This is a genomic window from Klebsiella sp. X13, from assembly GCF_003323835.1.
GTDB lineage: Bacteria > Pseudomonadota > Gammaproteobacteria > Enterobacterales > Enterobacteriaceae > Klebsiella > Klebsiella ornithinolytica.
The window spans coordinates 5,198,581-5,224,637 of record NZ_CP030874.1 but is presented as its reverse complement, the minus strand read 5'-3'; the positions used below and the strand labels follow the sequence as shown (position 1 = coordinate 5,224,637).

The following is a 26,057-nucleotide window of genomic DNA, read 5'->3' as shown; positions in this document are numbered from 1 at the left end:
TCAACTTCATCACCTAATCGAAGAGAATCGATGTGAAAGTACTAACGGTATTTGGCACCAGACCCGAAGCCATCAAAATGGCACCTCTGGTTCATGCGCTGGCAAAAGATCCTCACTTTGAGGCGAAAGTTTGCGTCACGGCGCAGCATCGGGAGATGCTCGACCAGGTGTTGAAACTTTTTTCTATTGTGCCGGATTACGACCTCAATATTATGCAGCCAGGTCAGGGCCTGACGGAAATCACCTGCCGTATCCTCGAAGGGTTAAAACCGGTGCTGGAATCGTTCAAACCGGACGTTGTGCTGGTTCACGGCGATACCACGACGACGATGGCTGCAAGTCTGGCCGCGTTCTATCAGCGTATCCCGGTCGGACACGTCGAAGCGGGGTTGCGAACCGGCGATCTGAGCTCGCCGTGGCCGGAAGAGGGGAACCGTACGCTGACCGGACATCTGGCAACCTACCACTTTGCCCCGACAGAAACCTCGCGGCAGAATCTGCTCCGCGAAAATATCACCGATGGCCATATCACGGTCACCGGCAATACGGTCATTGATGCGTTGTTCTGGGTTCGCGACCGGGTGCTGGGCGATGAGGCGCTGCGTAACGTACTGATGCAGCGCTACCCTTTCCTGGCGAACGGCAAGAAGATGATTCTGGTCACCGGCCACCGCCGGGAAAGCTTTGGCCGCGGGTTTGAGCAAATTTGCCACGCGCTGGCAGAAATCGCCGCCAGCAATCCCGATGTCCAGATTGTGTACCCGGTGCACCTGAACCCGAACGTCAGCGAGCCGGTGAACCGTATTCTCGGTCATGTCGATAACGTGATGTTGATTGAACCGCAGGATTATCTGCCGTTTGTCTGGTTGATGGATCGCGCATGGCTGATCCTCACCGACTCCGGCGGTATTCAGGAGGAGGCGCCATCGTTAGGGAAACCGGTACTGGTGATGCGTGAGATGACGGAGCGCCCGGAGGCGATTGCCGCAGGTACCGTGCGTCTGGTCGGGACCGACAGCCAGCGTATCGTCGCTGAAGTCACGCATTTGCTGCAGGATGATGCCGCGTATCAGGCAATGAGCCGGGCGCATAATCCTTACGGCGATGGTCAGGCATGTCGCCGTATTTTGTCCGCACTTAAAAATAATCAGGTAACGCTATGAGTTTTTCTACCATTTCAGTGATTGGCCTTGGATATATTGGCCTGCCAACCGCTGCCGCGTTCGCCTCCCGGCAAAAGCGGGTGGTCGGCGTTGATATCAATCAACATGCCGTGGAGACCATTAACCGTGGCGAGATTCATATCGTAGAGCCGGATCTGGCGAGCGTGGTCAAAACGGCGGTTGAGCAGGGCTATTTATGTGCGACGACCGAGCCGATTGCGGCAGATGCATACCTGATTGCCGTACCCACCCCGTTCAAAGATCTGCATGAACCGGATATGGTCTTCGTCGAGTCGGCGGCAAAATCCATTGCGCCAGTGCTGAAGAAGGGGGCGCTGGTGATTCTGGAGTCCACTTCTCCGGTTGGTTCGACGGAGCAAATGGCCGCGTGGCTCGCTGAAATGCGCCCGGACCTGAGCTTCCCGCAGCAGGCTGGTGAAGCGGCGGATGTCAATATTGCCTACTGCCCGGAGCGCGTGTTGCCAGGCCAGGTCATGGTCGAGCTGATTAAAAACGACCGCGTTATCGGCGGTATGTCGCCGGTTTGCTCCGCCCGCGCCAGCGAGCTGTATAAAATTTTTCTCGAAGGCGAATGCGTGGTCACCAACTCTCGCACCGCCGAGATGTGTAAGCTGACCGAAAACAGCTTCCGCGACGTTAACATTGCGTTTGCGAACGAGCTGTCGCTGATCTGCGCTGAGCAGGACATTAACGTCTGGGAGCTGATTCGCCTGGCGAACCGTCATCCGCGCGTGAATATTCTGCAGCCGGGACCTGGGGTAGGAGGACACTGCATCGCCGTCGACCCGTGGTTCATCGTGGCGCAAAATCCGCAGCAGGCGCGGCTGATTCGCACCGCTCGTGAAGTTAACGACCATAAACCTGACTGGGTTATCGAGCAGGTCAAAGCCCGGGTCGCCGATTGTCTGGCCGCCAGTAATAAACGCGCCAGCGAGCTGAAGATCGCCTGTTTTGGCCTGGCTTTTAAGCCGAATATCGACGATTTACGCGAAAGCCCGGCGATGTCGATCGCTATGCAAATCGCCCGCTGGCACAGCGGTGAAACGCTGGTCGTGGAACCCAATATTCACCAGCTTCCGGCGAAACTTGACGGTCTGTGTACGCTGGCCTTGCTGGATGACGCATTGGCGAACGCCGATGTGCTGGTGATGCTGGTTGACCATCACGAGTTTAAAGCCATCAGCGGCGATAGTGTGACGCAGGATTATATTGTCGATACCAAAGGGGTGTGGCGGTGAGTACGGTTCTGGTCACCGGTGCAAGCCTGTGTTCTATGCCAGCCTCTGGCCGTGACCAATCTAACCAGGACTCCTTCCATGTCTCTGCGCGCCAGTATTGAACCCCTGGAGTGGGAAAATCGCTTCTTCGGCATCCAGAGCGCGATTGTGCGCTTTGGCGATGATGCCCCGCCGCTGACGGCTCAGGCGCTGGCCGGCTGGACGCGTTTGCAGGCGAAGATTGCGGCGGATGATGGCGTGCGGCTGGATGCGCTACAGCAGCTGGGTTTCCAGCTCGTAGAAGGCGAAGTCGATCTGGCACTGCCGGTTGGTCGGTCTGCCGATGCGGGCTGTGAAGTGGCTACGGCGGCAGAGATTCCACGACTGCGCGAGCTGGCGGCGCAGGCCTTTGCGCAAAGCCGCTTCCGCGCGCCCTGGTATGCTGCCGATGCCAGCGGCCGTTTCTACGCCCAATGGATTGAAAACGCGGTGCGGGGAACCTTCGATAACCAGTGTCTGATTTTTCGCGCCGCCGATGGCGACATTCGCGCTTTTGTTTCACTGCGTCAGCTCAATGAGACGGATGCCCGAATCGGCCTGCTGGCCGGTCGCGGCGCGGGTGCTGAACTGATACAGGCCGCACGGCATTGGGCCGAACTCCGCGGGCTGTCTACACTGCGGGTGGCAACCCAGATGGGGAACACCGCCGCGCTTAAACGTTATATTCTCAGCGGTGCGAATGTGGAAAACACCGCGTACTGGTTATACAGGTGACATGATGATTCCATTTAACGCACCGCCGGTGGTGGGAACCGAGCTTGATTATATGCAATCCGCGATGGACAGCGGAAAACTGTGCGGCGACGGCGGATTTACCCGCCGCTGCCAGCAGTGGATGGAGCAGCGGTTCGGGACTGCCAAAGCACTGTTGACGCCTTCCTGCACCGCTTCGCTGGAAATGGCCGCGCTGCTGCTGGATATCCAGCCGGGCGATGAAGTGATTATGCCGAGCTATACCTTCGTCTCCACCGCCAACGCCTTTGTATTGCGCGGGGCGAAAATCGTCTTTGTCGATATTCGTCGCGATACGATGAATATCGATGAAACCAAAATTGAAGCGGCAATCACTGAGAAAACCCGCGCTATTGTGCCGGTACACTATGCCGGCGTGGCCTGCGAGATGGACACCATCATGGCCCTTGCCAGCAAGTACAATCTGTTCGTGGTGGAAGATGCCGCGCAGGGCGTCATGTCGACTTACAAAGGGCGAGCGCTGGGCACGATCGGCCATATCGGCTGTTTCAGTTTCCATGAAACCAAAAATTATACTGCCGGTGGTGAAGGTGGCGCGACGCTGGTTAACGATCGTAAGCTGATCGATCGTGCGGAAATTATCCGCGAAAAAGGGACCAACCGTAGCCAGTTCTTCCGCGGGCTGGTGGATAAATACACCTGGCGCGATATCGGCTCCAGCTATCTGATGTCTGACCTGCAGGCGGCATATCTGTGGGCGCAGCTGGAAGCGGCGGAACAGATTAACCAGCAACGTTTAACTCTCTGGCAGCGCTATTATGATGCGCTGCTGCCACTGGCACGGGCCGGTCGCATCGATCTGCCGGTCATTCCGGCCGACTGCGGGCACAACGCGCACATGTTTTATATTAAGCTGCGCGATATTGACGATCGCAGTAACCTGATCGCCTGGCTAAAAGAGGCCGAAATTCTGGCCGTGTTCCACTACATTCCGCTGCATAGCTGCCCGGCGGGGGAGCACTTTGGCGAATTCCGCGGTGACGATCGTCATACCACCCAGGAGAGCGAACGTCTGCTGCGCCTGCCGCTGTTCTATAACCTGTCGTCAGCCAATCAGCGTACGGTGATTAATTCGCTGCTGAGCTATTTCTCCTGATATGTCGCTGGCTAAAGCTTCACTGTGGACCGCCGCGTCCACGCTGGTCAAAATTGGGGCCGGACTGCTGGTGGTTAAACTACTGGCTGTCTCCTTTGGCCCGGCAGGGGTGGGTCAGGCCGGTAACTTTCGCCAGCTGGTGACCGTGCTTGGCGTACTGGCGGGCGCCGGTATTTTCAACGGCGTCACCAAACTGGTCGCGCAGCATCATGACGATCGCCAGCAGCTGAATAAGGTCGTCGGCACCTCCTCAGCGATGGTGCTTGGCTTCTCAACGCTGCTGGCGCTGGTCTTTCTGCTGGCGGCCGCGCCGGTCAGCCAGGGGCTGTTCGGCCATACGCACTATCAGGGGCTGGTGCGGCTGGTGGCGCTGGTGCAGATGGGCATTGCCTGGGCAAACCTGCTGCTGGCCTTGATGAAAGGTTTTCGCGATGCGGCGGGTAATGCCCTGTCGCTGATCGCCGGTAGCCTGATTGGTGTCGTGGCCTATTACGCCTGCTATCACTTCGCGGGCTATCAGGGGGCGCTGCTCGGGCTGGCGCTGGTGCCGGCGCTGGTGGTGATCCCGGCGGCAATCGTGCTATGGCGGCGCGGGACAATCCCGCTCAGCGCACTGCGTCCGCGTTGGGATAACGGCCTTGCGGGACAGCTTTCCAAATTTACCCTGATGGCGCTGATTACCTCGGTGACGCTGCCGGTGGCTTACGTGATGATGCGTAACCTGCTGGCGGAGCATTATGACTGGGAGGCGGTTGGGATCTGGCAAGGGGTCAGCAGCATTTCCGATGCCTACCTGCAGTTTATCACCGCATCGTTTAGCGTCTACCTGCTGCCTACGCTCTCCCGATTGACGGCCAAATCAGAGATTACCCGTGAGATCGGCAAATCATTAAAATTTGTCCTGCCGGCGGTGGCAGTGGCGAGCTTAACCGTCTGGCTACTGCGCGACTTTGCCATCTGGCTGCTGTTTTCTGACCGCTTTACGGCGATGCGCGACCTGTTTGCCTGGCAACTGGTCGGCGATGTGCTGAAGGTCGGCGCCTATGTTTATGGCTATCTGGTGATTGCGAAAGCGTCGCTGCGTTTTTATATACTCACGGAAATCAGCCAGTTCACGCTGTTGACCGCATTCTCGCACTGGCTGATCCCGGCGCACGGCGCGATTGGCGCAGCGCAGGCGTATATGGCTACGTATATTGTTTATTTCGCCCTCTGTAGTGGCGTATTTTTACTCTGGCGTAAACGGGCATGACAGCACTGATACATGTACTGGGATCGGATATCCCACACCACAACCAGACCGTGTTGCGGTTCTTTAACGACGAGCTGGCCGTCCATGACGAGCAGGCGCGTAGGTTTATGGTCGTCGGTGATGCAACGGGAGTGCGCGAGGCCTGTCCGGCCTTGTCTGTCACCTGTTATCCCGGAAAAAAATCCCTGGCACAGGCGGTGATAGCTCTGGCAAAAGCCGATCGCCAACAGCGCTTTTTCTTCCACGGCCAGTTTAATACCGGGCTGTGGCTGGCGCTGTTGAGCGGGGGGATTCGTCCTGCCCAGTTTAACTGGCATATCTGGGGTGCCGATCTGTATGAAAATTCGTCCAGCCTGAAGTTTCGCCTGTTCTATCCGCTGCGGCGTCTTGCCCAGGGCCGGGTCGGGCGCGTTTTTGCCACCCGGGGCGATCTCAGCTGGTTTGCTCGCCGTCATCCGCGCGTGCCCGGCGAACTACTCTATTTTCCGACGCGCATGGATCCGGCGCTCAATTCGCTGGCCGATAGCGCACCGCACGCCGAGACGCTGACGATTCTGGTCGGGAACTCGGGTGACCGCAGTAATGAGCATATTGCGGCGCTGCGCGCTATCCATCAGCAATTTGGCGATACGGTAAACGTGATCGTGCCGATGGGGTATCCGGAAAACAATACGGACTATATTAACGAGGTCCGTGAAGCGGGCGCTGCGCTATTTAGCGCCACGCACCTGCAGATTCTCAGTGAGAAGCTGGCGTTTCCCGATTATCTGAATCTGCTGCGCCGCTGCGATCTGGGCTATTTCCTGTTTGCTCGCCAGCAGGGCATCGGCACACTATGTTTATTAATTCAGGCAGGGATACCCTGCGTGCTGAACCGGGAAAACCCGTTCTGGCAGGATATGACGGAGCAGAATATTCCGGTGCTGTTTACCGGCGATGCGCTGGATGTTGCCGTGGTGCGTGAAGCCCAGCGTCAGCTGGCAAGCGTTGATAAGAACCAGATTGCTTTCTTCCGGCCGAACTACCTGGCGGGCTGGCAGCAGGCATTGCAGATTGCCGCGGGGGTCAACGCATGACATTAATGCAATTTTGCGGGCTGCTGGTGGTCTGGCTGCTGTCAACGCTGTTTATCGCCACCGCGACGTATTTTGAGTTTCGCCGCGTGCGCTTTAACTTCAATGTGTTCTTCTCGTTGCTGTTTCTGCTGACTTTCTTCTTTGGTTTCCCGCTGACCAGTATCCTGGTGTTCCGCTTTGATGTCAGCGTTGCTCCGCCGGATGTGCTGTTGCAAACCTTACTGGTGTCGGTCTGTTTCTATGCGGTCTATTACGTGACCTATAAAACGCGTCTGCGTTCGGCCACGCAAGACAGCCAGCGGCGGCCGCTCTTTACGATGAACCGCGTGGAAACGCATCTGACATGGATCATTCTGCTGGGCCTGGCGCTGCTGTGCGTCGGGATTTTCTTTGCCCACAATGGCTTCCTGCTGTTTAAGCTCAACTCCTACAGTCAGATCTTCTCTGCCGAAGTCTCCGGCGTGGCGCTGAAGCGCTTTTTCTATTTCTTTATCCCGGCGATGCTGGTGGTCTATTTCCTGCGCCAGGATTATAAGGCGTGGATATTCTTCCTGCTCAGCACCGTGGCGTTTGGGCTGCTGACCTATGCCATCGTCGGCGGGACCCGCGCGAATATCATTATCGCTTTCGCCATTTTCCTGTTTATCGGCATTATTCGCGGCTGGATCAGCCTGTGGATGCTGGCGGCGGCTGGCGTCCTGGGCATCGTGGGAATGTTCTGGCTGGCGCTTAAGCGCTATGGCATGAACGTCAGCGGCGATGAAGCGTTTTATACCTTCCTCTATCTGACCCGCGATACGTTTTCGCCGTGGGAAAATCTGGCGCTGCTGCTGCAAAACTACGACAAGATTGCCTTCCAGGGGCTGGCGCCGATGATCAGGGATTTCTACGTCTTTATCCCCAGCTGGATGTGGCATAGCCGACCATCGATGGTGCTCAATACCGCTAACTACTTTACCTGGGAAGTGCTGAATAACCACTCCGGCCTGGCAATCTCGCCGACGCTGATCGGCTCGCTGGTGGTGATGGGGGGGATCTGGTTTGTTCCGCTGGGCGCGGTGGCGGTCGGACTGATTATTAAGTGGTTTGACTGGCTGTATGAGCTGGGTAACCGCGAGAGTAACCGTTATAAAGCGGCTATTCTGCACAGTTTCTGTTTTGGCGCTATCTTCAACATGATAGTGCTGGCGCGCGAAGGGCTGGACTCATTTGGCTCCCGCGTGGTGTTTTTCCTCGTGATCTTTGGTATCTGCTTACTGGCGGCGAAATTGCTGTACTGGTTCCTGGATAGCGCGGGACTGATTCACCGGCGGGTTAAACCGCTTTCGCAACCTCAGGTCAGATAAGGATGGACATGACTGAGACTATTTCTGCGCCGTTGTATCTGCTGAGAGGGTTACAACTCATTGGTTGGCGCAATATGCAGCACGCTCTGGACTATCTGTATGCGGACGGCACTATCCGCCAGGGAACGCTGGTGGCAATCAACGCCGAAAAGATGTTGGCAGTCGAGGACGATCCCGAGGTTCGGGCGCTGATTGAAGCGGCTGAATTTAAATATGCCGACGGCATTAGCGTGGTGCGTTCATTACGTAAAAAATATCCTCAGGCGCAGGTATCGCGCGTGGCGGGCGCTGACCTCTGGGAAGCGCTGATGGAACGGGCGGGCGCACAGGGGACCCCGGTTTTCCTGGTTGGCGGCAAGCCGGAGGTGTTGGCACAGACGGAGGCGCAGCTGCGTGCCCGCTGGAAGGTCAATATTGTCGGCAGTCAGGATGGGTATTTCGCTGCCGATCGGCGCCAGGCGTTGTTCGAGCGTATTCGCGATAGCGGTGCGAAAATCGTGACCGTGGCGATGGGCTCACCGCGTCAGGAGATCCTGATGCGCGACTGCCGGGAGGTCTATCCGCAGGCGCTGTATATGGGGGTTGGCGGCACCTACGATGTGTTCACCGGCCATGTCCACCGGGCGCCAAAATTCTGGCAGAACCTGGGGCTGGAGTGGTTCTATCGTTTGGTCTCTCAGCCGAGCCGGATTAAAAGACAGATTCGCCTGCTGCGATATTTACGTTGGTATTATACCGGTCAGCTCTGATATTCCACTGCAAACTGGCGAGTTTACGTACGTATTGTGTTTACTACAGTAACTCGCCTGATACTTTATTTGCCATTTCCTGAAAATTCATTAACCATTCGCATGCTTAATGCACGGCGGGCAGCGTGTGCCGTCGTGCAGGCAAGAACATTTCCTTTCATTCATTAATAAAAATAACCGGTATATGGGCAAGACCATTCGCAGGTCGCGCCATGGCAAACCTGTCACTCCCCGGCGGCATGAATCGCTGTGCTACGGGAAGGTGTGAGGCTGGCCATCAGGCGTGCCGTTCGAGGGGCGAGGAACAAAAACCGGAAGCAGGGCAAACACAAGAGGTTATATGACAGAGAAAAAAGCGGAACTCCAGCGCGGACTGGAGGCCAGACACATTGAGCTTATCGCCCTTGGCGGGACGATTGGCGTGGGTTTGTTTATGGGGGCGGCAAGCACGCTGAAGTGGGCCGGTCCTTCGGTCCTGCTGGCGTATATTATCGCCGGTTTATTTGTCTTCTTTATCATGCGCTCAATGGGCGAAATGCTGTTCCTTGAGCCGGTGACCGGTTCATTCGCCGTTTACGCACACCGCTATATGAGCCCGTTTTTCGGCTATCTTACCGCCTGGTCATACTGGTTTATGTGGATGGCGGTCGGGATCTCGGAGATTACGGCTATCGGGGTGTATGTACAGTTCTGGTTCCCGGATATGGCGCAATGGATACCGGCGCTTATTGCCGTCGGGCTGGTGGCGCTGGCAAACCTGGCCGCAGTACGCCTGTACGGTGAGATCGAATTCTGGTTCGCGATGATAAAGGTCACCACCATCATTGTGATGATTGTCGTCGGGCTGGGGGTTATTTTCTTTGGCTTTGGTAATGGTGGGCACTCTATCGGCTTTGGCAACCTGACCGAGCACGGCGGCTTCTTTGCCGGCGGCTGGAAAGGGTTCCTGACGGCGCTGTGTATCGTGGTGGCCTCCTATCAGGGCGTTGAACTTATCGGCATCACCGCCGGTGAGGCGAAGAATCCGCAGGTCACGCTGCGCAGCGCGGTGGGTAAGGTTCTGTGGCGTATCCTGATTTTTTATGTGGGCGCGATTTTCGTGATTGTCACGATTTTCCCGTGGAATCAAATTGGTTCCGGCGGCAGTCCGTTCGTCCTGACCTTTGCGAAAATCGGTATTACTGCGGCGGCGGGTATTATCAACTTTGTGGTGCTGACGGCGGCGCTTTCCGGCTGTAATAGCGGGATGTATAGCTGCGGTCGTATGCTCTACGCGCTGGCGCGCAACCGGCAGCTGCCTGCGGCGATGGCGAAAGTTTCGCGCAATGGCGTACCGGCCGTGGGCGTCGCGCTGTCGATTCTGATTCTGCTGATTGGCTCCTGCCTGAACTATATTATTCCCAATCCGCAGCGGGTCTTCGTCTATGTCTATAGCGCAAGCGTACTGCCGGGCATGGTGCCGTGGTTTGTGATTCTGATTAGTCAGCTGCGTTTTCGCCGTGCGCATCAGAAGGAGATGGCCAGCCACCCGTTCCGTTCGCTGCTGTTCCCGTGGGCGAACTATTTCACGATGGCGTTTCTGGTTTGTGTGCTGATCGGCATGGGCTTTAATGACGACACCCGTATGTCGCTGTTCGTCGGAATACTTTTCCTGGCCCTCGTGACGCTTATTTATAAGGTGTTTGGTCTCGGTCGACATGGAAATGTCGATAAAACGACGGAATAAACGCCAAAGTGCACAAAGCGTGAGCAAACAGAAATTTTATTTAAAAAGGCACTAGACAGCGGGGGGGGAAGTCCGTATTATCCGACCCCGCAACGGCGCTAAGCGCCCGTAGCTCAGCTGGATAGAGCGCTGCCCTCCGGAGGCAGAGGTCTCAGGTTCGAATCCTGTCGGGCGCACCATTTAACCCGGTGCTTGAGCTGCGGTGGACTGTTAATTTAACAGTGCCGCGTGAAAAGATTTGCAGTGGTGGCTATAGCTCAGTTGGTAGAGCCCTGGATTGTGATTCCAGTTGTCGTGGGTTCGAATCCCATTAGCCACCCCATTATTTGATAGAGTTGTGAAATGCGAAGGTGGCGGAATTGGTAGACGCGCTAGCTTCAGGTGTTAGTGTTCTTACGGACGTGGGGGTTCAAGTCCCCCCCCTCGCACCACGACTTTAACGAATTGAACTAAAAATTCAAAAAGCAGTACATCGGCGAGTAGCGCAGCTTGGTAGCGCAACTGGTTTGGGACCAGTGGGTCGGAGGTTCGAATCCTCTCTCGCCGACCAATTTTGAACCCCGCTTCGGCGGGGTTTTTTGTTTTCTGTCGTACCGCAACAATCTTATATCTCCCTGATCTCCCGAATAAAAAACGGCTATCCGTGCGCTATGTGAACGCGTAATTTCTTGGCCGGAATCCTCCCAATTTACCGTTGTGGCTAATGCAATTTCCACGGAACCTGTGCGATAATAAACGGGTAGATGCTCATTCCATCTCTTATGTTCGCCCTCGGGCCTCATAAACTCAGGAATGATGCAGAGCCGTTTACGGTGCTTATCGTCCACTGACAGATGTCGCGTTTATACGCACGTTCTTCACGCTGCTTCGACGCAGCCTGAGAGATACAGCGTATCGTCTCATCAAACACCATGGACATAACGTTGAGTGAAGCACCCAATTTGTTGTCAAACAGACCTGTTTTAACGCCTGCCCTGATTTCAGTGCAGGCGTTTTTTTATGCCCGCGACGGGATGAGCAGAAGAGAGCGAAGAGAAGCGCGCTATCGCCTCTGGAAGAGACGATAGCGAAAGGGCAGGTTAAGGCTGAGGATTGTTCTGTAGCGTTAACAGCAGGCCATCACGGCGCATTAATGCCGCTTCTTCTGGCTGATGCATACGGTCGAGCGTATCGGCCAGCCATGCATAATCAAAGGCATCCGGACGCTGCTTCAGCGCAGCACGGAACGCGATGCTGGCTTCCTGCCACTCGCCGTGGCGCATCAGGGATTGCCCCAGCGTGCTCCACAGTAAAGGCCGATCGCCGACCGATTTAATCTGCTGACGCAGCACTTTTTCCAGCTGCTCCGGATTATTCGTCTTCAGACGCGGAATAAGCATCACCAGGCGGTCATCATACTGCTTCTTCAGTCCGTCGATAATAATCTGCTGCGCGGTATCGTGATCGTCGCTCTCGATGAGCAGACTGGCCATCGCCACCTGCAGGGACACCTGGCCGCGAGTTTTGCGGTTCTGGTTTTTCCACCACTCACGTAACCCATCGCTTCCGCGATCGGCCAGGGTCTGGTCCATCAAGCCAATCCAGGCCTGCTGCTCCAGCGCGGCGCGGTGCTCTTCATCGCTGACGTTGGCTTTTGCCATTGACGGCAGGATATCCAGCAGTGAATTCCACGCGCCGGTGCGGGTATAGGCCTGCTCGGCCAGGCGCAAGACTTCCGGATGCCGTGGGGTAATCTCCAGCAGCTTATCAATGCCGTGGCGGGCCGCATGGTTTTCATTGCGGGCCAGCTGCAGGCGCACGCGCGCAATCTCGACCGGAATCAGATCGTCTCCGGCCAGCTCCGTGGCGCGCTCCAGATGCTGATTCGCCCGGGCTTCATCACCACGCTGCTGGGCCGCTTCCGCCGCCAGCAGATAGTTCACCACCGGTTGTTCGGCATGATCGGCATTCTTCGCCATCAGCTTCTCAACCTGCTGATAGTCGCCTTCCGCCAGCTTCAGCAATGCCTGTTCGGTTTGCTTACGTGCGCGACGGCGTTTGCGACCTACGAACCAGCCGCGGGTATGGGCGCCGGTACGGAAAATACGGCGGAACAGCCACTCAATCGCAAACAGTACCACCATGGTGAGGATCATGATGATCGCCAGTCCGGTTACGCTGGTTTCGATATTGTAGTTATCGGTCTGGATCAGAACGTAGCCCTGGTGCCCGGAGATAATCGGGCCGACAACGATCCCGGCGATCAGCAGTGCGAAGAGTAAGAGAATTTTCAGCATGCGTTACTCTCCTTGTGGCGCAGGTGCAGGTGCGGGTGCAGGTACAGGGGGCGTCGGCGCCGGGGCACTGCTCTGAGTCACGGCAGGCTGCGCCATCAGGTTGCGTACCCGCGTTTGCATCAGCTTCTCGAGAATGGCCTGGCTTTGCAGATTTTCCGGCACATTCATCGTGATGCTTTGCTGACTCAGCTTATCGACATCTTCCAGGAATGCCCTGGTCGTGGCATCTTCCGTGTCGTAATACGCGCGAACCCAGGTGGAAACATTATCCAGCGCTTGTTTGTATGTCTCTTCCTGATGGCGCGGTACCGCTTGTGCCGCAACCAGCAGACGGGAGCGAATATTTTCGCGCAGATAGATATCCTGGTTTGGCGCCAGCAGCGGGACTGCCGTTTCGTCGCGGCGTCGAATGGTAATAAAGCTGTCCATAAAGCTCTGCCAGCTCTTTTGCAGATTCACGCGCCATTCGCCAATGGAGCTGGAGAGCTCTTCGCTGTCGGAGTCCATCGGGGAGTCGTCATCGTTATTGTCGGCAAGGCGCAGGTTATCAATCTGGTTAGCAAGCTGGTTGACCTTGAGAATGATACCGTCGTAGTCGACCTGGCTGACGGCCGACAGCGACGCGATATCGTCGGTAATGGCGCGGCGGGCGCTAATCAGACTGGGATCGTTCATATCGGCGAGGCTGGCATCGGCGCTTTTTAACAGCGCAGCGGCGGTGGTGACGTCCCGATCGCTCCACAGCTTACGCCCGGCCGATTTGACCAGAAAATCAGCCTGCGCCAGCAGCCAGGTTTTGGCATCGCTGCCGGAAATGACGGCCACTTTTTGCTGCACGTCTTCCAGCTGCTTCGCCAGCGTCTCCTGCTGATGCTTCGCATCGGCTAGCTGGTCCGCCTGCTGCTTGATAATCCCTTCGAGTTCATTTTTTTGGCTTTCTTGCGCTTTTTGCAGTTCCGCCACCCGATCGGCGAGCGCCGTGCTGGTCTCGTTCTGTCGTGATACTTGCTGTTTATTTAAACCAAACAGGCCGACGCCAGCGGCGAGGGCAATGGCGATAGCAACCGCGCTCAGAACGAGGCTGGTTTTATTGCCGCCGTTTTTCTTTCCGGTATTCTCTGGCTGTGGCGCCTTGTCCACGGCCTCCCTGGTCTCTTCAACCACGGCGGATTGGTTTTGTTGTTCCGTCATTATGGCTTCCAATGTTGAGAGTTATTGTAATGCGCGTAGCAGCGCATCGTTGTCGGCGCTATCGGCAACCTGGATATCCTGCCAGCCCAATTCACGGGCCTGCCGGGCCAGGCGTTCACTGACAACTAAAATGCGACAGCGAAGGAGCCACCGTTCGCGATACCATTGGGGTATCAGCGCCCAAAGCTGTTGCAGCATCTCGCCGCTGGTGACGACCAGCGTAGTGACGCCGCGGGACTGCCAGCGCATTGCTTCTTCTGCGCCATCGTAATGCTTTGCACTACGTTGATAGCATTCACAAAAAGTGACGTCGGCGCCGCGCTCGCGGAGCGTTTCGCCTAATAATTCCCGCCCGCCGTTACCGCGAAGAAGAAGGGCTTTCTTCCCGGCAATGTTTTGTAATTCAGGTAATTGTAGCAAGACTTCGCTAATTTCCCGATCTAATGGGTAGCGAATATTCTGCCCACTGACCGTATGCAGGGCCAGCGCCGTAGTGCGGCCAATCGCAAAATAGCCGGGTGCTTTCGGCCAGCGTTGGCCCAGTTGATGCAAGCGAGCATGGGCAAACTCTACCGCATGCTGCGAGAGCGCAAACAAAAGATCGCCTGTGGATAAGGCGGCCAGCTGGCCGCTTAGCGCAGGCAGTTCGCGCCCGGGCGTAAACTCAATGAGTGGAAAACTCCAGGCCACATGTCCCAGCGCGCGCAGGCGGCTGACCAGCTCTTCACTTTGGGGCAACGGACGGGTGACCAGAATACTCATCGAGGCGCTTCTCCTGCATACACGGCGGCGAGAATGTCGCGGGCGCCACTATCCAGCAGCTCTTCCGCCAGCGAGACGCCGAGGCGCTCGGCATCTTCCGGCTGGCCGCGTCGTTCACCGCGCACCACCTGCGAACCGTCCGGCGCACCGACCAGGGCGCGCAGCCACAGCTCACCGTTAATCAGCTCAGCGTAGCTGCCGATCGGAACCTGACAGCCGCCTTCCAGCCGGGTATTCATCGCGCGTTCCGCGCGGACGCGAATGGCGGTTTCCGCATGATTCAGCGGTGCTAACAGCGTTTGCGTCCATTGATCGTCAAGACGACATTCAATACCGACCGCGCCCTGGCCGACCGCGGGCAGCGACTGCTCAGGCGTTAACGGTTGACGAATGCGCGACTCCAGCCCCAGGCGTTTCAGCCCGGCCGCCGCAAGGATAATCGCATCATATTCGCCGCTATCGAGCTTGCCGAGGCGGGTCCCGACGTTACCGCGCAGAGAGCGGATCTCCAGATCGGGACGTTGAGCTGCCAGCTGGCACTGGCGACGTAAACTTGAAGTGCCAACGATGCTGCCATGCGGCAGTGCATCGATTGACGCATAGTGATTAGAGACGAAGGCGTCGCGCGGATCTTCGCGCTCGCAAATCGTGACCAGCCCCAGTCCCTCGGGAAACTCGACGGGAACATCTTTCATGGAATGCACGGCGATATCCGCGCGCCCTTCCATAATGGCCAGTTCTAATTCTTTGACAAACAAGCCCTTGCCGCCCACTTTTGCCAGCGGAGTATCAAGGAGCACGTCGCCGCGAGTGACCATCGGCACCAGTTCCACCGCCAGCCCAGGATGGCAGGACTCAAGGCGCTCTTTCACATAATGCGCCTGCCATAGCGCAAGTGGGCTTTGCCGTGTGGCAATTCTCAAAACTTTGTCTAACATGCTTGTTACCGTCATTGTCGACCACAAACTATCCTAACATTGTTGCCTTATGGATGTTAGTTTTGTGGGATTAGGGGGGCGGCTCTTTCTTTTTTTGCGTTATTTGCGTTTGGTGCCATTGCGGTTGCCACAACCGTAGTGAGGAATTTACACGCAGTAAACGGTGCTACACTTGTATGTAGCGCATCTTTCTTTACGGTCAATGAGCAAGGTGTTAGATTGATCACGTTTTAAACCATTTGTCCGTCAGCAGCTCATCACAACCACACCGACGACAAATGGTGACGGTTTTTGTTGAAATACTGAAATCCTCCGTACTATTGTACGACGGGTTTTTGAACATCAGGCGATATGTCTTGTACCTCTATATTGAGACACTGAAACAGAGACTGGATGCCATCAACCAACTGCGCGTGGATCGCGCGCTTGCTGCCATGGGACCCGCTTTCCAGCAGGTTTACAGTCTACTGCCGACATTACTACATTATCATCACCCGTTGATGCCGGGTTACCTTGACGGTAACGTTCCCCGCGGCATTTGCCTCTACACGCCTGATGAAACCCAACGCCACTACCTTGACGAGTTAGAACTGCACCGCGGCATGCTGGCGCAGGAGCCGCCGAAAGGCGAACTGCCGATTACCGGCGTCTACTCGATGGGCAGTACCTCCTCCGTAGGCCAAAGCTGCTCTTCCGACCTGGATATCTGGGTTTGTCATCAGGCATGGCTTGATACCGAAGAGCGTCAGCTGCTGCAGCGCAAATGTAGCCTGCTGGAAAGCTGGGCGGCATCACTGGGGGTTGAAGTCAGCTTCTTCCTGATTGACGAAAACCGCTTCCGCCATAACGAAAGCGGCAGCCTTGGCGGCGAAGACTGCGGGTCGACGCAGCATATCCTGCTGCTGGATGAGTTCTACCGCACCGCCGTGCGCCTCGCCGGGAAACGTATTCTGTGGAATATGGTGCCGTGCGACGAAGAGGATCATTACGACGATTACGTGATGGGACTCTACGCGCAAGGCGTACTGACGCCCAATGAGTGGCTCGATCTGGGCGGCCTGAGCTCGCTGTCGGCGGAAGAATATTTCGGCGCCAGCCTGTGGCAGCTCTATAAAAGTATCGATTCACCGTATAAAGCGGTGCTGAAAACGCTGCTGCTGGAAGCCTACTCCTGGGAGTACCCGAACAACCGCCTGCTGGCAAAAGACATTAAACAGCGTCTGCATGACGGAGAAATCGTCTCGTTTGGGCTCGATCCCTACTGCATGATGCTGGAGCGCGTGACCGCCTATCTGCAGGCCATTGAAGACGACACGCGTCTCGATCTGGTGCGCCGCTGTTTCTATCTGAAGGTGTGCGAAAAACTCAGCCGCGAGCGCGCCTGCGTGGGCTGGCGTCGTGAAGTCGTGAGCCACCTGGTGAAAGAGTGGGGCTGGGATGAAAAGCGTCTGATGATGCTGGACAACCGGGCTAACTGGAAGATCGACGAAGTACGCAAAGCGCACAACGAACTGCTGGATGCGATGATGCAAAGCTATCGCAACCTGATCCGCTTTGCGCGGCGTAACAACCTCAGCGTGTCCGCCAGTCCGCAGGATATCGGTGTACTGACCCGTAAGCTGTATGCGGCGTTTGAAGCGCTGCCGGGCAAAGTGACGCTGGTGAACCCGCAAATCTCTCCGGATCTCTCCGAGCCGAATCTGACCTTTATCCACGTGCCTCCTGGCCGCGCCAACCGTACCGGTTGGTATGTGTATAACCGTGCGCCGGATATGGAATCGATCATCAGCCATCAGCCGCTGGAATATAACCGTTATCTTAATAAGCTGGTGGCATGGGCCTGGTTTAACGGCCTGCTGACGTCACGCACTCGCCTGTTTATTAAGGGCAACGGCATCGTCGATCTGGCGAAGCTTCAGGAGATGGTCGCCGACGTTGCGCACCATTTCCCGCTGCGTCTGCCGTCACCAACGCCTAAAGCGCTGTATAGTCCCTGTGAAATCCGCCACCTGGCGATTATCGTCAACCTCGAATATGACCCGACGGCGGCGTTCCGTAATCAGGTCGTGCATTTTGACTTCCGTAAACTGGATGTCTTTAGCTTTGGCGAAGAGCAGAAGTGTTTAATCGGCAGCGTCGATCTGCTGTACCGCAACTCGTGGAACGAAGTGCGAACCCTGCACTTTAACGGCGAGCAGGCGATGATCGAAGCGCTGAAGACCATTCTGGGTAAAATGCATCAGGATGCTGCGCCGCCGGATAGCGTGGAAGTGTTCTGCTACAGTCAGCATCTGCGCGGTCTAATCCGCACCCGCGTGCAGCAGATGGTCTCCGAGTGCATTGAACTGCGCCTTTCCAGTACCCGTCAGGATACCGGGCGCTTTAAGGCGCTGCGCGTTTCCGGGCAGACCTGGGGACTGTTCTTCGAACGTCTTAACGTGTCGGTGCAGAAGCTGGAGAACGCCATTGAATTCTACGGCGCCATCTCGCATAACAAGCTGCATGGTCTGTCGGTTCAGGTGGAAACCAACCATGTTAAGCTGCCGGCGGTAGTGGATGGCTTTGCCAGCGAAGGGATTATTCAGTTCTTCTTTGAAGAGGCGGATAACGAGAGCGGATTTAATATCTATATTCTCGACGAGAGCAACCGCGCCGAGGTTTATCATCACTGTGAAGGCAGTAAAGAGGAGCTGGTGCGTGACGTGAGCCGCTTCTACTCTTCATCCCACGATCGTTTCACCTACGGCTCCAGTTTTATCAACTTCAACCTGCCGCAGTTCTATCAGATTGTCGACGTTGACGGTCGACCTCAGGTGATTCCGTTCCGCAGCCAGGCGATCGGGGCGGCTGCCGCGCCGGTGAGCCCGGATGCCGTGGCGTCGCCCATGCTGCAGCAGCACTATTCCTGATCGACATTCCTGAGTCACTATTTCCCCGGCGACGTTGTGTTTTCGCCGGGGTTTTGCTTTTCCGGTTACGATGAAAGTGCGGGCTTAGCGAAAACTCACGGCTTCGCCAGCCTGCCGGGTCGCCGCCTGCTCCAGCAGATCCCAGAAGGTTTCACCGCTGCGGTCGCACACCCACTCATCACCTTTAAGATCAAAATGGTAGCCGCCTTGCTTGGTCGCCAGCCACACCTGATGCAGCGGCTCCTGACGGTTGATAATAATTTTGCTGCCGTTCTCAAAACTGAGAGTCAGCACGCCGCCGTTGATCTCACAGTCGATATCGCTATCGCCGTCCCGCTCGTCCAGACGCTCTTCGATGGTCATCCACAGGCTATCAGCCAGGCGATGGAATTCACTGTCGTTCATGGTTCTACCCTGCTTTTTTGAAGATGGCGGCAGTATAGCGCGAAACAAAAGCGCGCGCAGTCGGATGCTAAACGCTTGCTTTTACGTCTTCTCCTGCGATGATAGAAAGCAGAAAGAGTGAATCACGGGCAACTATCAATGAAAAACGTTTTTCCAACGCTTGCCGTTTTATTGGCGATCTTCAGCCTGACCGGCTGTGGTCTGAAGGGACCGCTTTATTTCCCTCCGGCAGAAAAGACGGCGGCTCCGCCAACCAAACCGGTCAATAGCGGTATCCAGAGCTCGGCGCCAGATCGTAACGATCGCGGCGATAGCGGCGGCCCGACCCAGGTAAACTATTAACGATAACGTTCTGTTCCGCGCGACTGGAGTAGATGATGCAGTTCTCTAAAATGCATGGCCTTGGCAACGACTTTATGGTCGTTGACGCGGTAACGCAGAATGTTTTTTTCTCACCGGAGCTGATTCGCCGCCTGGCGGATCGGCATCTGGGCGTCGGTTTCGATCAGCTGCTGGTTGTTGAGCCGCCTTACGATCCGGATCTGGATTTCCATTATCGTATCTTCAACGCCGACGGCAGCGAAGTGTCGCAGTGCGGTAACGGCGCGCGCTGCTTTGCCCGATTTGTCCGTCTGAAAGGCCTGACCAATAAACGTGACATCCGCGTGAGCACGGCGAACGGTCGTATGGTATTAAGCGTAACGGAAGACGATCTGGTGCGCGTCAACATGGGGGAGCCGAACTTCGAGCCCTCTCAGGTACCCTTCCGCGCCAACAAAGCGGAAAAGACCTATATTATGCGCGCCGCCGAGCAGACAGTATTGTGCGGCGTGGTCTCGATGGGGAACCCGCACTGCGTCATTCAGGTCGGTAATGTGGAAACCGCCGCGGTGGAAACTCTCGGTCCGGTGATGGAAAGCCACGAACGCTTCCCGGAGCGCGCCAACATCGGTTTTATGCAGGTGGTCGAGCGCGATCGCATTCGTCTGCGTGTTTATGAGCGCGGCGCAGGCGAAACTCAGGCCTGCGGCAGCGGGGCCTGTGCGGCGGTAGCGGTTGGTATCCAACAGGGACTGCTGGCCGAAGAAGTACGCGTGGAATTGCCAGGCGGGCGTCTTGATATCGCCTGGAAAGGCCCGGGCCAACCGTTGTTTATGACTGGCCCGGCGGCACATGTCTACGACGGATTTATTCACTTATGAAACAAGTCGGGGAAGAACAGCAGGAAATCACCGGCGCGCTGAATGACCGCGCGGTGGTGGACTATCTGTTGCAACATCCTGAATTTTTTATTCGTAATGCTGCGCTGGTCGAGCACATGCGCGTTCCGCATCCGGTACGCGGCTCGATCTCGCTGGTGGAATGGCACATGGTGCGGGCACGTAACCATATCAACGTGCTGGAAGAGAACATGATGCTGCTGATGGAGCAGGCAACGGCGAATGAGAGCCTGTTCCAGCGTCTGCTGCATCTGCAGACGCGGCTGGCGGCGGCGGAAAGCCTTGATGAGATGCTGAACCGTTTTCATCGCTGGGCGCGCGAGATAGGCCTGGCGGGCGCGACGGTGCGTTTGTTTCCCGATAGCTGGCGGCTGGGCGCACCGTCAAAATTCACCCATCTGGCGCTAAGCCGGCAGGCATTTGAGCCGATCCGCATTCAGCGTCTTGGGCAGGCTCGTCATTATCTCGGGCCGCTGCACGGACCTGAACTGCTGGTGGTGCTGCCGGAAGCGAAAGCTATCGGCTCGGTGGCGATGTCGCTGCTGGGCGGCGATGACGCCCCTGGCGTGATGCTTTTCAGCAGTCGCGATGCCCAGCATTATCAACAAGGCCAGGGAACGCAGCTGCTGCAGGAAATTGCGTTAATGCTGCCGGGTCTGTTGGAGCGCTGGGTTGAACGCGCATGACCGACTCTCCCTTATTCACCGCCGTTGACCGCTTTCTACGCTACCTGGGCGTGGAGCGTCAGCTGAGCCCGATCACGCTACTGAACTACCGGCGTCAGCTTGATGCGCTGATGGCGCTCGCTGAACAGGCGGGGCTCAAAAGCTGGCAGCAGTGCGATGCCGCTCAGGTTCGTGGCCTGGCGGTCCGTAGCCGTAAACAGGGCCTGGGGCCGGCAAGTCTTGCGCTGCGGCTTTCCGCGTTGCGCAGTTTCTTTGACTGGCTGGTGGCGCAGGGCGAGCTGGCGGCGAACCCGGCGAAAGGTATCTCCGCCCCGAAAATTCCCCGTCACTTACCTAAAAATATTGATGTCGATGACGTCAACCGGCTGCTGGATATCGATCTTAACGATCCGCTGGCGGTACGCGATCGGGCGATGCTGGAGGTCATGTACGGCGCGGGTCTGCGTCTCTCCGAGCTGGTCAATCTTGATATTAAACACCTCGATCTGGAATCCGGGGAGGTGTGGGTGATGGGCAAAGGAAGCAAAGAACGCCGTCTGCCGATTGGGCGCAGCGCGGTGGCGTGGATCGAACACTGGCTCGATTTACGCGGTCTGTTTGGCACGGATGACGATGCGCTGTTTTTATCTAAACTCGGGAAACGTATTTCCGCGCGTAATGTGCAGAAGCGCTTTGCCGAGTGGGGCATTAAGCAGGGGCTGAATAGCCACGTGCATCCGCATAAACTGCGCCACTCCTTTGCCACCCATATGCTGGAGTCGAGCGGCGATCTGCGCGGCGTACAGGAGCTGCTGGGTCATGCCAATCTCTCGACGACTCAAATCTATACCCATCTTGATTTTCAACACCTTGCCTCGGTGTATGATGCGGCGCATCCGCGCGCCAAACGGGGGAAATAATGCGTTTTTACCGACCGCTGGGCCAAATTTCTGCACTGACGTTTGACCTGGACGATACCCTTTACGACAACCGCCCGGTCATCGACCGGACGCTGCACGAGTCGCTGGCCTTTGTGCGCAGCTACCATCCGTCACTGAGCCGGTTTGATGCGAACGAGCTGCAACAGCTGCGTCAGACGCTGCTCGAGACAGAACCGGAGATTTACCACGACGTGACCGAGTGGCGGCGACGCGCGCTGGTGCTGGGGATGACCAATGCCGGGCTCTCTCCCGGGCAGGCTGCCGCGGGCGCGGATGCGGCAATGGCGAATTTTGCCCACTGGCGGAGTTTGATCGATGTGCCGCAGGAAACTCACGATACGCTGGCTGCGCTGGCGGAGAAATGGCCGCTGGTGGCGGTAACCAACGGCAACGCGCAACCTGAACTCTTTGGTTTGAGCGACTATTTCCGTTTTGTTCTGCGTGCTGGTCCGGACGGGCGATCGAAACCCTTTGCCGATATGTATCATCTGGCGGCGGAGCGTCTTGATTTGCCGCTGGATCGGATACTTCACGTGGGGGATGATCTGACCACCGATGTGGCGGGCGCTATTCGCTGCGGCATGCAGGCCTGCTGGATCAAACCGCAGGGGGCCGATCTGATGCGTGCGACCGACAGCCGCCTGCTTCCGCACATTGAAATTTCACGGTTGGCATCTCTGACCTCGCTGATATAATCACCACTAGTTCTGTATATATTAACAGTATGCCCGGTAGACGATGCGTGGCCGGGCAGCTCATTTCCGGCGGTGCCAATGGACGTTTCTTACCTGCTCGACAGCCTCAATGATAAACAGCGTGAAGCCGTAGCCGCTTCACGCACCAATATGCTGGTTCTGGCGGGAGCGGGCAGCGGTAAGACGCGGGTTCTGGTACACCGTATTGCCTGGCTGCTGAGCGTGGAAAACTGCTCACCGTATTCGATTATGGCGGTGACCTTTACCAACAAAGCGGCAGCGGAGATGCGCCATCGTATTGGCCAGCTGATGGGGACAACCCAGGGCGGCATGTGGGTCGGGACATTCCACGGGCTGGCGCATCGCCTGCTGCGGGCCCACCATCTGGACGCTAACCTGCCGCAAGATTTTCAGATCCTCGATAGCGAAGACCAGCTGCGTCTGCTGAAGCGTCTGATTAAGGCGATGAACCTCGACGAGAAGCAGTGGCCGCCGCGTCAGGCGATGTGGTACATCAATAGCCAGAAAGATGAAGGGCTGCGCCCGCATCATATTCAGAGCTACGGCAACCCGGTGGAACAGACCTGGCAGAAAGTTTATCAGGCCTATCAGGAGGCCTGCGATCGCGCTGGTCTGGTGGACTTTGCTGAACTGCTGCTGCGCGCGCACGAGCTGTGGCTCAATAAACCGCATATTCTCCAGCACTACCGCGAACGCTTCACCAACATCCTCGTGGATGAGTTTCAGGATACCAACAACATCCAGTATGCCTGGATTCGCCTGCTGGCGGGCGATAGCGGCAAGGTGATGATTGTGGGGGATGATGACCAGTCGATCTACGGCTGGCGCGGCGCCCAGGTGGAGAATATTCAGCGCTTTCTCACCGATTTCCCCGGCGCGCAGACCATCCGCCTGGAGCAGAACTACCGCTCGACCAGCAATATCCTGAGCGCCGCTAACGCCCTGATTGAAAACAACAGCGGGCGTCTGGGCAAAAAGCTGTGGACCGACGGGGCCGACGGTGAGCCTATCTCCCTCTATTGCGCGTTTAACGATCTTGATGAAGCGCGCTTTGTCGTCAACCGCATCAAAACCTGGCAGGAGAACGGCGGGGCGCTTGAGCAGTGCGCCATTCTCTACCGCAGTAACGCCCAGTCGCGCGTGCTGGAAGAGGCGCTGCTGCAGGCCAGCATGCCGTACCGTATCTATGGCGGCATGCGCTTCTTCGAACGCCAGGAGATCAAAGATGCGCTCTCCTATCTGCGCCTGATCGCCAACCGTAACGACGATGCGGCGTTTGAGCGGGTGGTGAATACGCCCACTCGCGGTATCGGCGACCGCACGCTGGACGTGGTGCGCCAGACCTCGCGCGACCGTCAGCTCACGCTGTGGCAGGCTTGCCGCGAGCTGTTAAAAGATAAAGTCCTCGCCGGGCGCGCCGCCAGCGCGCTGCAACGCTTTATGGAGCTGATTGACGCCCTGGCGCAGGAGACGGCGGATATGCCGCTGCATGTGCAGACCGACCGGGTGATTAACGACTCCGGCCTGCGGACGATGTACGAGCAGGAAAAGGGCGAAAAAGGCCAGACGCGGATAGAAAACTTAGAAGAGCTGGTGACGGCAACGCGCCAGTTCAGCTACAACGATGAAGATGAGGATTTAATGCCGCTGCAGGCCTTCCTTTCTCACGCCGCGCTGGAAGCGGGTGAAGGGCAGGCGGATACCTGGCAGGATGCGGTGCAGCTGATGACGCTGCACTCGGCGAAAGGTCTGGAGTTCCCGCAGGTGTTTATCGTCGGCGTGGAAGAGGGGATGTTCCCGAGCCAGATGGCGCTGGATGAAGGTGGCCGACTGGAAGAGGAGCGTCGTCTGGCTTACGTCGGCGTGACGCGCGCGATGCAGAAACTGACTCTCACCTATGCGGAAACCCGCCGTCTGTACGGCAAAGAGGTTTACCATCGCCCGTCGCGCTTTATCGGCGAGCTGCCGGAGGCCTGTGTGGAAGAGGTACGCCTGCGCGCGACGGTGAGCCGTCCAGTCAGCCATCAGCGGATGGGGACGCCGATGGCGGAAAACGATACTGGCTACAAACTGGGACAGCGCGTACGCCATCCGAAGTTTGGCGAAGGCACCATCGTGAATCTGGAAGGCAGCGGCGAGCATAGCCGTTTGCAGGTCGCCTTCCAGGGGCAAGGTATTAAATGGTTAGTGGCGGCCTATGCCCGGCTGGAAACAGTGTAACAGTAAGAAAAATATCGTTTTTTTGTAATAATCTGCTAGCCTTATATGCTAAAGGGCAGGATTTGCTCTTTAGCGTTCCGTTGCGTGTTGACGCCGTTTTTGTGCTGGCGTAACATGCGCGCACGATTACGCTAAGAGGACATTCGCCTTGGACACACCCAGTAGATGCTGGCTCAACTTCCTGTCCGTCAGGAACAACTCCTAAGGCTATCCTCTTATGCTGATAGCCTTAGCGGTTGTCAGCGACCCGTCATACCCGTCGCTCTGAGTCAGGCTTAATGGTCTGAAACCCAAATTGTTTCTGTGTGCCCACCGAACTGTCCGATAATTTTTTTGCATTGGGAGTCCCGGTCATGCTGAGCGCATTTCAACTGGAAAATAATCGTTTAACACGCCTGGAAGCTGATGAGATCAAGCATCTCGCCAGTTCGGTGTGGGTCGATCTGGTCGAGCCCGACGACGAAGAACGAAGCCGCGTGCAGACGGAATTGGGTCAGAACCTGGCAACGCGCCCGGAACTGGAAGATATCGAAGCATCGGCGCGTTTCTTCGAAGATGAAGACGGTTTACACATTCACTCTTTTTTCTTTTTTGAAGATGCAGAGGATCACGCCGGTAACTCCACCGTGGCATTTACGATTCGTGAAGGGCGCCTGTTTACCCTGCGCGAACGTGAATTACCGGCATTTCGCCTCTATCGCATGCGCGTTCGCAACCAGCTAATGGTTGATGGCAACGCCTATGAACTGCTGCTGGATCTGTTCGAAACCAAAATCGAACAGCTGGCGGATGAAATCGAAAATATCTATAGCGACCTGGAAAAACTCAGCCGCGTGATCATGGAAGGTCGTCAGGGCGATGAGTACGATGACGCGCTCTCAACGCTTGCCGAGCAGGAAGATATCGGCTGGAAGGTCCGCCTGTGTCTGATGGATACCCAGCGCGCTCTGAACTTCCTGGTACGCAAGGCGCGTTTACCTGCGGGGCAGCTGGAGCAGGCGCGCGAAATCCTGCGAGATATCGAATCCCTGCTGCCGCACAACGAATCGCTGTTCCAGAAGGTCAACTTCCTGATGCAAGCGGCGATGGGCTTTATCAACATCGAGCAGAACCGCATCATCAAGATCTTCTCGGTGGTTTCCGTGGTCTTCCTGCCGCCTACGCTGGTGGCTTCCAGCTACGGGATGAACTTCGAGTTTATGCCGGAGCTGCACTGGAGCTTTGGCTATCCCGGCGCGATTGTTTTTATGATGCTTGCCGGTCTGGCGCCGTATCTCTACTTCAAGCGTAAAAACTGGCTTTAAAACAATAAATTATATCAAAGCCGGCTCCCTTCTGGGGGGCCGGCTTTTTTT

General features: G+C 56.7%; 23 protein-coding genes and 4 tRNA genes. 22 read left to right on the top strand and 5 right to left on the bottom strand.

What is annotated here, in order from left to right; genetic code table 11:
* The first annotated feature begins 32 nt into the window (after positions 1–32).
* The 13 genes from wecB (at position 33) to DSD31_RS24880 (ending at position 11,009) form a co-directional block, all read left to right on the top strand.
* Positions 33–1,163: a non-hydrolyzing UDP-N-acetylglucosamine 2-epimerase gene (gene wecB / locus DSD31_RS24940; RefSeq protein WP_004869538.1), complete on the top strand. Its 1,131-nt coding sequence runs from the start codon at positions 33–35 to the stop codon at positions 1,161–1,163.
* A complete protein-coding gene (gene wecC, locus DSD31_RS24935; protein ID WP_113991362.1) occupies positions 1,160–2,422 on the top strand; it encodes a UDP-N-acetyl-D-mannosamine dehydrogenase in 1,263 nt (420 codons plus the stop codon). The genes wecB and wecC overlap by 4 nt, the downstream gene beginning before the upstream one ends.
* Before the next feature lie 78 nt (positions 2,423–2,500).
* A complete protein-coding gene (rffC, locus tag DSD31_RS24930) occupies positions 2,501–3,175 on the top strand; it encodes a dTDP-4-amino-4,6-dideoxy-D-galactose acyltransferase (RefSeq protein WP_113991361.1) in 675 nt (224 codons plus the stop codon).
* A 4-nt stretch (positions 3,176–3,179) separates the two neighbouring features.
* Complete coding sequence (gene rffA / locus DSD31_RS24925) at positions 3,180–4,310, top strand: dTDP-4-amino-4,6-dideoxygalactose transaminase (RefSeq protein ID WP_004869556.1); 1,131 nt, start codon at positions 3,180–3,182, stop codon at positions 4,308–4,310.
* Position 4,311: 1 nt separating this feature from the next.
* Entirely contained in the window at positions 4,312–5,562 is a 1,251-nt protein-coding gene (gene wzxE, locus DSD31_RS24920; RefSeq protein ID WP_004869559.1) for a lipid III flippase WzxE, read from the top strand.
* Positions 5,559–6,638, top strand: a complete 1,080-nt coding sequence (locus DSD31_RS24915; RefSeq protein WP_032718474.1) for a TDP-N-acetylfucosamine:lipid II N-acetylfucosaminyltransferase — start codon at positions 5,559–5,561, stop codon at positions 6,636–6,638. Before wzxE ends, DSD31_RS24915 begins: the two co-directional genes overlap by 4 nt.
* Positions 6,635–7,984, top strand: coding sequence for an ECA oligosaccharide polymerase (gene wzyE, locus DSD31_RS24910; protein WP_004869567.1), 1,350 nt, complete (start codon positions 6,635–6,637; stop codon positions 7,982–7,984). Before DSD31_RS24915 ends, wzyE begins: the two co-directional genes overlap by 4 nt.
* A gap of 8 nt (positions 7,985–7,992) precedes the next feature.
* Positions 7,993–8,733, top strand: a complete 741-nt coding sequence (gene wecG, locus DSD31_RS24905; protein ID WP_015585408.1) for a lipopolysaccharide N-acetylmannosaminouronosyltransferase — start codon at positions 7,993–7,995, stop codon at positions 8,731–8,733.
* A 340-nt stretch (positions 8,734–9,073) separates the two neighbouring features.
* Complete coding sequence (gene thrP / locus DSD31_RS24900; protein ID WP_004869573.1) at positions 9,074–10,459, top strand: bifunctional threonine/serine APC transporter ThrP; 1,386 nt, start codon at positions 9,074–9,076, stop codon at positions 10,457–10,459.
* 102 nt (positions 10,460–10,561) lie between these two features.
* Positions 10,562–10,638 (top strand) — tRNA-Arg (locus DSD31_RS24895).
* 67 nt (positions 10,639–10,705) lie between these two features.
* A tRNA-His gene (locus tag DSD31_RS24890) sits at positions 10,706–10,781 on the top strand.
* Between the two features lie 22 nt (positions 10,782–10,803).
* Positions 10,804–10,890, top strand: a tRNA-Leu gene (locus tag DSD31_RS24885).
* 42 nt (positions 10,891–10,932) lie between these two features.
* A tRNA-Pro gene (locus DSD31_RS24880) sits at positions 10,933–11,009 on the top strand.
* A 529-nt stretch (positions 11,010–11,538) separates the two neighbouring features.
* Here the strand turns inward: DSD31_RS24880 and hemY are convergent.
* The 4 genes from hemY to hemC are packed head-to-tail and all read right to left on the bottom strand — an operon-like array spanning position 11,539 to position 15,626.
* Positions 11,539–12,735 carry a protoheme IX biogenesis protein HemY gene (gene hemY, locus DSD31_RS24875; protein WP_004869575.1) on the bottom strand — a complete coding sequence of 399 codons (1,197 nt, stop codon included), beginning with the start codon at positions 12,733–12,735 and terminating at the stop codon, positions 11,539–11,541.
* Positions 12,736–12,738: 3 nt separating this feature from the next.
* The gene (gene hemX, locus DSD31_RS24870) at positions 12,739–13,926 is read right to left on the bottom strand and encodes a uroporphyrinogen-III C-methyltransferase (RefSeq protein ID WP_032718476.1); all 1,188 of its coding nucleotides are present in this window, start codon (positions 13,924–13,926) and stop codon (positions 12,739–12,741) included.
* Between the two features lie 21 nt (positions 13,927–13,947).
* Positions 13,948–14,688, bottom strand: a complete 741-nt coding sequence (hemD, locus tag DSD31_RS24865; protein WP_015585406.1) for a uroporphyrinogen-III synthase — start codon at positions 14,686–14,688, stop codon at positions 13,948–13,950.
* Positions 14,685–15,626 (bottom strand): hydroxymethylbilane synthase, encoded by a 942-nt coding sequence (gene hemC, locus DSD31_RS24860; protein ID WP_032724311.1) that lies wholly within the window; start codon positions 15,624–15,626, stop codon positions 14,685–14,687. The genes hemD and hemC overlap by 4 nt, the downstream gene beginning before the upstream one ends.
* A gap of 356 nt (positions 15,627–15,982) precedes the next feature.
* Between hemC and cyaA the strand changes: the two genes are divergently transcribed.
* Positions 15,983–18,535: a class I adenylate cyclase gene (gene cyaA / locus DSD31_RS24855; protein ID WP_015585404.1), complete on the top strand. Its 2,553-nt coding sequence runs from the start codon at positions 15,983–15,985 to the stop codon at positions 18,533–18,535.
* 84 nt (positions 18,536–18,619) lie between these two features.
* Here the strand turns inward: cyaA and cyaY are convergent, their stop codons facing one another.
* Positions 18,620–18,940, bottom strand: a complete 321-nt coding sequence (gene cyaY, locus DSD31_RS24850; RefSeq protein WP_004869588.1) for an iron donor protein CyaY — start codon at positions 18,938–18,940, stop codon at positions 18,620–18,622.
* Between the two features lie 138 nt (positions 18,941–19,078).
* On the opposite strand from cyaY, the gene lptM reads away from it, so the two are divergent.
* From lptM to corA, 8 genes are all read left to right on the top strand, one after another.
* Positions 19,079–19,282, top strand: a complete 204-nt coding sequence (gene lptM / locus DSD31_RS24845; RefSeq protein WP_015585402.1) for an LPS translocon maturation chaperone LptM — start codon at positions 19,079–19,081, stop codon at positions 19,280–19,282.
* 35 nt (positions 19,283–19,317) lie between these two features.
* On the top strand, positions 19,318–20,142 hold the full coding sequence (gene dapF / locus DSD31_RS24840) for a diaminopimelate epimerase (RefSeq protein ID WP_113991360.1): 825 nt from the start codon (positions 19,318–19,320) through the stop codon (positions 20,140–20,142).
* Positions 20,139–20,846: a DUF484 domain-containing protein gene (locus tag DSD31_RS24835; RefSeq protein WP_004869595.1), complete on the top strand. Its 708-nt coding sequence runs from the start codon at positions 20,139–20,141 to the stop codon at positions 20,844–20,846. The genes dapF and DSD31_RS24835 overlap by 4 nt, the downstream gene beginning before the upstream one ends.
* Positions 20,843–21,745 carry a tyrosine recombinase XerC gene (xerC, locus tag DSD31_RS24830; protein ID WP_004869598.1) on the top strand — a complete coding sequence of 301 codons (903 nt, stop codon included), beginning with the start codon at positions 20,843–20,845 and terminating at the stop codon, positions 21,743–21,745. Before DSD31_RS24835 ends, xerC begins: the two co-directional genes overlap by 4 nt.
* Complete coding sequence (yigB, locus tag DSD31_RS24825) at positions 21,745–22,461, top strand: 5-amino-6-(5-phospho-D-ribitylamino)uracil phosphatase YigB (protein ID WP_004869603.1); 717 nt, start codon at positions 21,745–21,747, stop codon at positions 22,459–22,461. The genes xerC and yigB overlap by 1 nt, the downstream gene beginning before the upstream one ends.
* Before the next feature lie 78 nt (positions 22,462–22,539).
* Entirely contained in the window at positions 22,540–24,702 is a 2,163-nt protein-coding gene (gene uvrD / locus DSD31_RS24820; RefSeq protein ID WP_004869607.1) for a DNA helicase II, read from the top strand.
* Between the two features lie 148 nt (positions 24,703–24,850).
* Positions 24,851–24,907 (top strand): YsgD/CorL family protein, encoded by a 57-nt coding sequence (ysgD, locus tag DSD31_RS26670; protein WP_350028775.1) that lies wholly within the window; start codon positions 24,851–24,853, stop codon positions 24,905–24,907.
* Positions 24,908–25,055: 148 nt separating this feature from the next.
* Positions 25,056–26,006 carry a magnesium/cobalt transporter CorA gene (corA, locus tag DSD31_RS24815; protein WP_004869610.1) on the top strand — a complete coding sequence of 317 codons (951 nt, stop codon included), beginning with the start codon at positions 25,056–25,058 and terminating at the stop codon, positions 26,004–26,006.
* The last annotated feature ends 51 nt before the right edge of the window (positions 26,007–26,057 follow it).

Excerpts from the sequence above, each read along its gene's own strand:
- corA (WP_004869610.1), top strand. The coding sequence starts at position 25,056 with ATGCTGAGCGCATTTCAACTGGAAAATAATCGTTTAACACGCCTGGAA.
- hemD (WP_015585406.1), bottom strand. The coding sequence starts at position 14,688 with ATGAGTATTCTGGTCACCCGTCCGTTGCCCCAAAGTGAAGAGCTGGTC.
- uvrD (WP_004869607.1), top strand. The coding sequence starts at position 22,540 with ATGGACGTTTCTTACCTGCTCGACAGCCTCAATGATAAACAGCGTGAA.
- hemY (WP_004869575.1), bottom strand. The coding sequence starts at position 12,735 with ATGCTGAAAATTCTCTTACTCTTCGCACTGCTGATCGCCGGGATCGTT.
- cyaY (WP_004869588.1), bottom strand. The coding sequence starts at position 18,940 with ATGAACGACAGTGAATTCCATCGCCTGGCTGATAGCCTGTGGATGACC.
- wzyE (WP_004869567.1), top strand. The coding sequence starts at position 6,635 with ATGACATTAATGCAATTTTGCGGGCTGCTGGTGGTCTGGCTGCTGTCA.
- DSD31_RS24835 (WP_004869595.1), top strand. The coding sequence starts at position 20,139 with ATGAAACAAGTCGGGGAAGAACAGCAGGAAATCACCGGCGCGCTGAAT.
- dapF (WP_113991360.1), top strand. The coding sequence starts at position 19,318 with ATGCAGTTCTCTAAAATGCATGGCCTTGGCAACGACTTTATGGTCGTT.
- xerC (WP_004869598.1), top strand. The coding sequence starts at position 20,843 with ATGACCGACTCTCCCTTATTCACCGCCGTTGACCGCTTTCTACGCTAC.
- rffC (WP_113991361.1), top strand. The coding sequence starts at position 2,501 with ATGTCTCTGCGCGCCAGTATTGAACCCCTGGAGTGGGAAAATCGCTTC.
- rffA (WP_004869556.1), top strand. The coding sequence starts at position 3,180 with ATGATTCCATTTAACGCACCGCCGGTGGTGGGAACCGAGCTTGATTAT.
- thrP (WP_004869573.1), top strand. The coding sequence starts at position 9,074 with ATGACAGAGAAAAAAGCGGAACTCCAGCGCGGACTGGAGGCCAGACAC.
- hemX (WP_032718476.1), bottom strand. The coding sequence starts at position 13,926 with ATGACGGAACAACAAAACCAATCCGCCGTGGTTGAAGAGACCAGGGAG.
- wecG (WP_015585408.1), top strand. The coding sequence starts at position 7,993 with ATGACTGAGACTATTTCTGCGCCGTTGTATCTGCTGAGAGGGTTACAA.
- DSD31_RS24915 (WP_032718474.1), top strand. The coding sequence starts at position 5,559 with ATGACAGCACTGATACATGTACTGGGATCGGATATCCCACACCACAAC.
- yigB (WP_004869603.1), top strand. The coding sequence starts at position 21,745 with ATGCGTTTTTACCGACCGCTGGGCCAAATTTCTGCACTGACGTTTGAC.
- wecC (WP_113991362.1), top strand. The coding sequence starts at position 1,160 with ATGAGTTTTTCTACCATTTCAGTGATTGGCCTTGGATATATTGGCCTG.
- wzxE (WP_004869559.1), top strand. The coding sequence starts at position 4,312 with ATGTCGCTGGCTAAAGCTTCACTGTGGACCGCCGCGTCCACGCTGGTC.
- hemC (WP_032724311.1), bottom strand. The coding sequence starts at position 15,626 with ATGTTAGACAAAGTTTTGAGAATTGCCACACGGCAAAGCCCACTTGCG.
- lptM (WP_015585402.1), top strand. The coding sequence starts at position 19,079 with ATGAAAAACGTTTTTCCAACGCTTGCCGTTTTATTGGCGATCTTCAGC.